General features: G+C 46.6%; 7 protein-coding genes. All 7 read left to right on the top strand.

Translation table 11 applies throughout. The features are described 5' to 3' along the window. Nucleotides 1–158 precede the first annotated feature (158 nt). Complete coding sequence (locus ACO1NU_RS07900) at nucleotides 159–785, top strand: TetR/AcrR family transcriptional regulator (RefSeq protein WP_448817935.1); 627 nt, start codon at nucleotides 159–161, stop codon at nucleotides 783–785. A gap of 10 nt (nucleotides 786–795) precedes the next feature. After that, the gene (locus ACO1NU_RS07895; protein ID WP_448817934.1) at nucleotides 796–2,115 is read left to right on the top strand and encodes a TolC family protein; all 1,320 of its coding nucleotides are present in this window, start codon (nucleotides 796–798) and stop codon (nucleotides 2,113–2,115) included. A 1-nt stretch (nucleotide 2,116) separates the two neighbouring features. Further along, the gene (locus ACO1NU_RS07890; RefSeq protein WP_448817933.1) at nucleotides 2,117–3,154 is read left to right on the top strand and encodes an HlyD family secretion protein; all 1,038 of its coding nucleotides are present in this window, start codon (nucleotides 2,117–2,119) and stop codon (nucleotides 3,152–3,154) included. 3 nt (nucleotides 3,155–3,157) lie between these two features. Next, the gene (locus ACO1NU_RS07885) at nucleotides 3,158–4,705 is read left to right on the top strand and encodes a DHA2 family efflux MFS transporter permease subunit (protein WP_448817932.1); all 1,548 of its coding nucleotides are present in this window, start codon (nucleotides 3,158–3,160) and stop codon (nucleotides 4,703–4,705) included. Nucleotides 4,706–5,037: 332 nt separating this feature from the next. Further along, entirely contained in the window at nucleotides 5,038–6,303 is a 1,266-nt protein-coding gene (gene dctA / locus ACO1NU_RS07880) for a C4-dicarboxylate transporter DctA (RefSeq protein ID WP_448817931.1), read from the top strand. Nucleotides 6,304–6,475: 172 nt separating this feature from the next. Continuing rightward, the gene (locus ACO1NU_RS07875; protein WP_448817930.1) at nucleotides 6,476–7,213 is read left to right on the top strand and encodes an ImuA family protein; all 738 of its coding nucleotides are present in this window, start codon (nucleotides 6,476–6,478) and stop codon (nucleotides 7,211–7,213) included. 1 nt (nucleotide 7,214) lies between these two features. Next, entirely contained in the window at nucleotides 7,215–8,723 is a 1,509-nt protein-coding gene (locus ACO1NU_RS07870; RefSeq protein WP_448817929.1) for a Y-family DNA polymerase, read from the top strand. The last annotated feature ends 9 nt before the right edge of the window (nucleotides 8,724–8,732 follow it).

Below are 8,732 nucleotides of genomic sequence, written 5' to 3'. Positions count from 1 at the left end.
CTAGTGTATCTGAGATTGGCAGAAAACGCCTTGTAACAATAACATATCAAAGTAAAAAAAGCGCTGATTACCAGCATTCAGGACATCTTTCAGGCTTTTTGGTAGTCTATTTGTTACAATTAATCAATCGATTGATTAATTTCGCGGGCTTCAAAATTATGCTAATAGAAAAAACAGATAAGAAAGATCATATCCTGATAGTAGCGGAAAAAGTCTTTTCAGAACTGGGTTATGATGGCGCTTCAACCAGGCTGATAGCCAAAGAGGCTTCCGTTAACATGGCGATGCTGAACTACTATTTCGGATCAAAGGATGGCCTGTTCAAGGCTGTCTTTGAACGTCGTTCATCTACTCTGGGGGTGATGCTGCACGATATTAACGAGGAGAACATCTCCTCCTGGGAAAAATTGGAGAAGTGTGTAAATATCTATATCGAGCGCATCATGCCTACCAGTTGCTTTTACAAGCTGGTGTACCGGGAGCTATCCCTTCAACAACGCTCTGAACATACTCAGGCTATTACCAGCTTGCTTCTGAAAAATGTCATGGAAATCAAGAAAGTCATTACCGATGGTATTGATAACGGGAGTTTTAATCAGGACGTCGACGTTGAAATGCTCATAGCCAGTTTGCTGGGTACCAAGTACTACATTATGAACGCACCAAGTATGTCCTCTGCATTCCTGGAGCTGGATGTCGAAGACGAGAAAGTTCTGGTGGAGCAGATCAAACCCAGGATGAAAAAACATCTCATAAACTTATTAAAAGCTTACCTCATACACTAAGACAAAAAAGATGATTAACAAATTCGTCGGTGCGTCGCTATTTTTGTGCCTCGCATTGAATACTCCTGACATGGCTCAGGAGAGAACGCTATCCCTGGAAGAGGCGATCAGGCTGGGTTTAGATAACAGCAAGCAGTTGAAGTTGTCGAGAACCCGGATTGATGAAGCAGTGGCTCAATACAATCAGGTAAAAGACAGGGTACTCCCCACTGCAAATGCGAGTGTGGCATACAATCACGCAGAAATTCTGAACGATAAGTTTCAAATCGGAGCGGGTGAACCGTTCAACCTGCCTGCCCGTTCTGATGCATACATCGGTACCCTGTCTCTGCAGCAGCTGGTATTTCAGGGCAATAAGTTGAAGTTTGCCAAGCTCTCTACGGAGCTGCTGACTGATGTGAGCAGACTGGATGTAGAGAAGAACAAGCAGGAAATAGCCTACCATATCATCAATGGATATTTCAATCTGTACAAGGTTATTCAAAGTCAGAAGGTTGTTGAGCAGAACCTGAAAGTCATTGATCAACAGATCAGACAGTCGCAGCGTTTCTTTGAACAGGGGTTGATCACTCAGAATGAAGTCCTTCGTTTTCAGTTGCAAAAATCAAATGTTCAGCTAACAGCTCTCGATCTGGAGAATAACAGAAGGATCGTCAACTACAATCTGGACCTCTTACTGGGTCTTCCCGAAACAGCGACCATACAAGTGGCTGAGCTGCCTGGAGTGAATCCCCTGAACTCAGATCTGGCGCAATATGTAGACACTGCTCTGGCCGCCCGCGAGGAGCTTAAGCAGAATACTCTGAGAACACAGGTTGCAGAGTTCAATATCAAATCCACAAAAGCCGATCTTCTGCCTACACTGGGCGTTGGAGCAAATATGTATTACATCAACCCCAGCGGGAAGTTTATTCCTTCGGCTAACCGGTTTCTGGCTCCTGTAACACTGGGGGCTACCGTTTCCTGGAATATGGCTAGTCTATGGACCAATAAAAACAAGGTAGCTGAAGCAACCATCCAGAAGGAGGAAACCCTGATCAATAAAGGCATCCTCGAAGATCAGGTAAAGTCAGAAGTCAATACCGATTACCAGAACTACACGAAGGCGGTACAGCGCATCGGCATACTGCAGACCTCCATCGCTCAGGCACGGGAGAACGACAAGATATTGGAATCGAAATACCGGAACAACATCGCATCTGTGACCGACCGAATAGACGCCAATACACAGCTTTTCCAGTCGGAAATCAATCTGGAAATTGCTAAGGCTGATGCCATGCTGGCATATTATACATTATTAAAATCAACCGGAAATCTGAAACAATACTAGAATGAATAAGAACGAAAAGAAGCCTGTAAAAGTAATACCTATTATCCTTGGAGTGTTGATCATCATCGGAGTGATCTTCGGAGTCAAGGAATATTTGTACTATAGCAATCACGTGGATACGGATGATGCGCAGATTGACGCAGATATCAGCCCTGTGGTAACACGTGTAGGAGGATATGTGGACTCTATATTCTTTGAGGAGAATCAGAAAGTTACCGAGTCGCAGTTATTGGTCAAGCTTGACGACCGCGATTATAACATTAAAGTGGAACAAGCTTTAGCGGCCCAAAATGGCGCAAGAGCAGGAATTGGCGTGTCGCGTTCGCAGATTGGTTCAATGGTGGCGAATTCAGCGAGTGCGAAAGCTCAGGTTGAATCAGCGAAAGCGAAATTATGGCAGGCCAACATGGACTATAAGCGCTATGCCAATCTGGTTAAGGATGGTTCAATCCCTCAGCAACAGTTTGATCAGGCAAAGGTACAGCGTGATGTGGCACAGGCTGCTTATCAGGCTGCAGAAGATCAGTACAAAGCGGTACATGAACAGGTGGGAACCACACAGTCACAGCTACAGGTAACCAACATTGCTGTTGACCAGCGTCAGGCAGATGTGGACTTTGCTAAACTGCAATTGTCCTATACTCACATCAAAGCACCTGCTACTGGTATTGTATCCAAGAAAAATGTGCAAAGAGGACAGCTGGTGCAGGCTGGTCAGACTCTTTTCTCTGTAGTCAATGAAAACAGTATTTATGTCACAGCTAACTTCAAAGAAACTCAGCTACAGGACATCAGAGAGGGAAATAAGGTTGATGTAGTGGTCGACGCTTATCCCGATGCCAAAATAGAGGGAACAGTATATAATTTCTCACCTGCAACTGGCGCTAAGTTTTCTCTTTTACCGCCCGACAATGCTACCGGAAACTTCGTGAAGGTGGTTCAGCGTGTCCCTGTAAAGATTAAGATTAACGCTTCAAAAGAGGTAATGGAGAAGCTGCGTCCCGGAATGAGTGTAAAAGTATCAGTCCTTACCAAATAAATAATGGCGGAAACCGGATTTAAAAAATGGATAATCACCTTTACGGTGATCACTGCGTCTTTGCTGGAGCTCATCGACACAACGATAGTGAATGTGGCGCTGCCACAGATTCAGGGAAATCTGGGGGCAACGCTGGAAGACGTGGCATGGCTTTCTACGGGATATGCCGTAGCTAACGTCATCATCTTACCCATGTCGGGCTGGCTGGGTAACCGCTTTGGTCGGAAGAACTACTTTCTTACCTCGATCATCGTATTTACAATCGTGTCCTTCCTTTGCGGTAATGCCACCTCCCTGGATGAACTGATCCTGTTCCGTATTTTGCAAGGTGTGGCAGGAGGGGGACTTATCGCTACTGCGCAGGCTATCCTGATTGAGACATGGCCCAGAGAAGACGTCGGTATCGCGACGGCCTTATTCGGTCTGGGAGCGGTTGTTGGGCCAACTGTCGGTCCCACTATCGGGGGGTATATTCTTGATATCAGCTCATGGCCCTGGATTTTCTATGTGAATATTCCTGTAGGGATACTTGCCGCATATTGTACCTATACGTTTGTCAGGGCCACGCCTAAGGAGGGTAAAGGGATGCCGATCGACTGGTGGGGAATAGCTTTACTTGCTCTGGCGGTGGGCAGTTTACAAACTGTTCTTGAAAAAGGCGAGAGTGAGGATTGGTTTGCTACTCCTTATATCACCCTATTGTCGGTGGTATCGGTCTTTGGCGTCCTGCTATTTATCTGGCGGGAGCTGGCTACAGACCACCCGATCGTGAACTTCAAGATCATGCGTCACCGGAGTTTTTCCGTGGGTATGTTCACCTCTTTTGTATTGGGCTTCGGTCTCTATGGCTCCGTCTTTATCTTCCCCATATTCTGTCAGAACCTGTTAGGCTTTACTCCTCTGCAAACAGGGGAGTTGCTCTTTCCCGGAGGGTTATGTACCATTATCATGATGCCTTTTATCGGGATCATGCTGAAGAAGGGTGTCCCTGCACAGTTTATGGCTACCGGAGGCATGTTGCTGTTCTTTGTTTTCTGCTGGATGCTGAGTAACTCCACGCTCTCTTCCGGAACAGGCGATTTCTTCTGGCCCCTCGTGATCAGAGGATTTGGTATGTCCCTGTTGTTTGTGCCTCTCACAACCCTTGCTATTCAGGATCTGAAAGGTCCGGAAATAGGACAGGGTTCAGGACTGAATAACATGATGAGACAGTTGGGTGGTTCCTTCGGGATTGCTGCCCTTACCACGCTGATCCATGTACGCCAGGGCTTTCATCGTAACAACCTGCTTTCGCACATCAACGGGTACAATACGGCTTTCGTTGAACGGTTTAACATGCTCATCAAAAACTTTATGGGTAAGGGTTTTTCCGCTGGTGATGCTGAACATATGGCAGCCAAAGCTATGGAAGGCACTATAGTGAAACAAACCTTGCTGCTTACCTACGATGACGCTTATTGGGTAGCAGGACTGATTATGTTGTTCTCGATACCCTTATTGTATCTGCAGAAATTCAAGAAGAATGTTGCCGTTCCTGTAGATGTTCATTAATATCTGATTTTTACCGGATGGTTCGTATGTTGATAAGTGTAATATCATCTCAAATCATTCGGTAAAATTCTCATTCCATCTGATCAGATCCCAGATATTTAAAAGCCAATACTATCAAAAATGATAATTTAAGCTATCTTCAAGCTGTTATCCTTTAATAAAAATGGCTTGCTTTAAAGAAGTAGCAAAAATATCACTGGTTGTTAGGGCTTTTTCAGATAAGTCCCTGTCGACAGTAGAAAAAAGTGCTATAAATATAGATCCGAATGCATTCGTCGTAAGAAGTGTCGGAATTGCTGTCAAAGTAATGGGTAGCACATCCAAACATTCTTATGAGTCCTAACCAGTTAAAAAAGCTTTTTTCACATCTTACATTTCAGGTAATTGTTGCAATCCTCGTAGGCGTTGCCGTAGGTTCTATCTATCCTCAATTCGCCGGATGGGCCAAACTTATCAGTCAGGTGTTCATCAATATGATCACCATGCTTATTGCCCCCATCATTTTCGTCACCATTGTTCTGGGTATTGCTTCCATGGGTGAAATGAAGAAGGTGGGAAGGGTAGGAGGCAAAGCGCTCCTTTACTTTGAAATTGTCTCGACTATTGCCATTGCAATCGGACTGGTAGTGGCTAACGTCATGCAACCTGGTGTAGGAGTGGATTCCTCCTTGACTGCAAACATATCTCCCGTAAAAGTTCCGGAAGGAAGCATGAAAGAAATCAATATGGTGGAGTTCTTCGCTCATATTGTACCTCATAATGTGGTGGAGGCATTTGCCAAGGGCGATATCCTCCAGATCCTGTTCTTTGCCGTTCTGTTTGGCTTGGGACTCAGTCAGATGAAAGAATCGGGTACTCCTTTGATCTACTCTTTTGAGAAGATCTCACAGGTCCTGTTCAATATCATGAAGTTTGTCATGAAACTGGCCCCTTTAGGCGCTTTCGGAGGAATGGCCTTTACTATTGGAACGTACGGGCTGCAATCCTTGCTGCCCATGGCCAAACTCATGTTTGCTGTTTATCTTACCATGGCCCTCTTCATCTTCGTGATTCTGAATGCTATCTGCAGACTGTATAAGTTCAGCCTATGGCAATATCTCAAGTTTGTCAGACAGGAGATTCTGATCGTTCTGGGTACCTCATCCTCAGAGTCTGTCTTGCCCAGCATGATGAAAAAGATGGAACAGTTTGGTTGCCATAAATCGGTTGTCGGCCTGGTTATTCCTACCGGCTATTCGTTCAACCTCGATGGAACCTCCATTTATTTATCAATGGCGGTGATCTTTCTGGCGCAGATCTTTCATATTGACCTGTCTCTCAGTCAGCAACTCACTGTTCTGGGCATATTGATGGTTACATCCAAAGGTGCAGCTGCCGTTACAGGCGGAGGGTTCATTGTCCTGGCATCTACGCTGACAGCCTTGAAGATTATTCCGGTAGAAGGGATGGCTATTCTGCTGGGTGTAGACAGGTTTATGTCTGAAGCAAGGGCTATTACCAATATGATTGGTAACGGCGTTGCCACTATTGTCATTGCTAAAAGTGAGAACGAGTTTGATCAGGAGGTTTATGAGCGGGCAATCAGGCAGGATAGCTAACCTGTTGATTATTAGCTTCTGATTTCTTTAACCAACGCCACTGGTCTGCTTCAAGCTGACCAATCAGGTCTTTCTGGTAAAATTTTCAACATTATTGATTTGCTAATAATATTAGCATTAGTTTTGCTGTACATTGATGATTTGATGGCAGCGAGGAACTAAGGCTTTGAATATGGACGCAAAAAAGGAACTGATTGAAAAATTACAGAAAGATATTCTTCTCTGGCAGGGATATAAGCCCCGCGAGTCTGGTGCTGCAGAGCAATTGGGCCTTGGCGAGATAGAGGACGCTTTTCCCAATGGCATTTTTCCTGTCCGCGCTATTCACGAATTTATTAGCACCACGCCTGAACATGCTGCTGCGAGTGACGGCTTTATAGGAGCTCTTCTTTCCATCCTGATGAAAGAAGGCGCTGGATGTATATGGATCAGTACATCCCGGAAACTGTTTCCTGCATCACTCCAAACGTTCAATGTAGATCCTGCGCGTATCATTTTCATCGATGTGTCTAAAGAACAAGACGCCCTTTGGATCATGGAGGAGGCGCTCAAATGTAATGGCCTTTCTGCTGTAGTAGCCGAAATCAATACGCTTAACCTCACCGAATCCCGCCGGCTTCAGCTTGCTGTGGAGAAGAATGGGGTAACGGGCTTTATCCTGCGCAAAGATGCCCGTAAGGCTGTAAGTAATATTGCTACTGCCCGTTGGAAGATTTGCCCTTTGCCTAGTGGTAATGAAGATCAGATGCCTGGCATCGGTTTTCCCAGATGGCAGATCGAACTCCAGAAAGTACGAAGCGGCAGTCCCGGTACCTGGGTGCTTGAATGGGCCGGTGACCACTTCCTGCCTATAGATACTGAGGCCGCCCAAGAGCTTTCCGCTTATGAAGAATACCGCCAGATCAGTTGATATGAATAAGCGCTATGTATCGATATGGTTCTGCCATTTGTTAGCTGACTGGCAGGAAATCAGGCGACCGGAGCTGAAAGGTATTCCCTTTGTCTTTGCCACGCCTGATCATGGTCGCATGCTTGTCTCTGCCGTAAGCGTTCTCGCTAAGTCCCGGGGCGTAGAGGTCGGTATGCGTGCTGCTGATGCAAAAGCTGTTTGTCCGGGTCTGGAAGTACTCGACGAGAAGCCTGGCCGGGCACTCAAATTAATGAAAGCCCTTGGAGAATGGTGTATTCGCTATTCCCCTTTTGTGGCAGTTGACACCTTCTCTGCCGACGGCTTAAACATGGAGGTCAGTGGCTGTCCCCACTTATGGGGAGGGGAGCGTGAATATCTGAAGGATATCATCAACCGCCTGAAAGGGAAGGGCTACACCGTGCGCGGGGCCATTGCCGATACCCTTGGGGCTGCATGGGCCATCTCACGCTTTGGGAAAGTGACGCCCCTGATTGCTCCCGGCGCTCACGCGGAAGCCTTGATGTCTCTGCCTCCCGAAGCCTTGCGGATAGAAAAAGCCACTGTGGCTAAGCTGCAGAAGCTGGGCTTTTATCAGGTTAAAAGCTTCATGGGCATGCCCCGTACGGTATTGAGGAGACGCTTTGGAGAAGACTTTCTCCTGAGATTGGGGCAAGCCCTGGGCACTCATGATGAACACATGGAGCCTATTCATGTACCCACCGTATTTCAGGAGCGTTTACCTTGTCTGGAGCCTATCCGAACACGAAAAGGAATTGAGATTGCCATCACCCGTTTGCTGGAGAGCCTCTGTCTTCGCCTGGAAAAAGAGGGGAAGGGCTTGCGTACCGGAGTTTTAAAAGGCTACAGAGTAGACGGTAAGGTCGTCGGGATTGACATAGGAACGAATGCACCAACGCATAGCGTCAGCCATTTATTTAAGCTTTTCGAACTCAAGATCGATCAGATCCGCCCTGCTCTGGGCATTGAACTTTTTATACTGGATGCCCCCCAGGTAGACGATCTTACAGCACCGCAGGAAGTGCTCTGGAAGACTACGCCGGGTTTAAATGATCAGAGTGTAATTCAGCTTCTTGATCGTGTGGCTGGTAAAGTCGGCGCTCATGTGATCAAGCGCTATCTTCCCGATGCCAGATATTGGCCTGAACGTTCCATAAAAAATGCAGCTTCGATGTCTGAAGGTGCGCAGATCCCATGGCGTACCGACAAGCCCCGGCCTACAGAGCTGCTCAGCAGGCCCGAACCGATCGAGGTAATGGCTCTCATCCCGGATCATCCGCCCAGATTGTTTGTTTACAAAGCCGTGCGCCACCAGATTGTTAAAGCAGATGGCCCTGAAAGAATTGAGCGTGAATGGTGGCTTGATGCCGGGGAGCACCGCGACTATTACCAGGTGGAGGATGAACAAGGGCAGCGTTACTGGCTGTTTCGATCCGGACATTATTCCTCTGATCAGGAGTACCAATGGTTTATTCATGGATTTTTTGCCTAAGGAGAGTAG

Source organism: Arcticibacter sp., from assembly GCF_053551015.1.
Note: the sequence above shows the minus strand (reverse complement) of the source record. Positions and strands in the feature narration are given on the sequence as shown.

Coding starts and splice junctions, on each gene's coding strand:
- ACO1NU_RS07870 (WP_448817929.1), top strand. CDS start 7,215: ATGAATAAGCGCTATGTATCGATATGGTTCTGCCATTTGTTAGCTGAC.
- ACO1NU_RS07900 (WP_448817935.1), top strand. CDS start 159: ATGCTAATAGAAAAAACAGATAAGAAAGATCATATCCTGATAGTAGCG.
- dctA (WP_448817931.1), top strand. CDS start 5,038: ATGAGTCCTAACCAGTTAAAAAAGCTTTTTTCACATCTTACATTTCAG.
- ACO1NU_RS07895 (WP_448817934.1), top strand. CDS start 796: ATGATTAACAAATTCGTCGGTGCGTCGCTATTTTTGTGCCTCGCATTG.
- ACO1NU_RS07875 (WP_448817930.1), top strand. CDS start 6,476: ATGGACGCAAAAAAGGAACTGATTGAAAAATTACAGAAAGATATTCTT.
- ACO1NU_RS07885 (WP_448817932.1), top strand. CDS start 3,158: ATGGCGGAAACCGGATTTAAAAAATGGATAATCACCTTTACGGTGATC.
- ACO1NU_RS07890 (WP_448817933.1), top strand. CDS start 2,117: ATGAATAAGAACGAAAAGAAGCCTGTAAAAGTAATACCTATTATCCTT.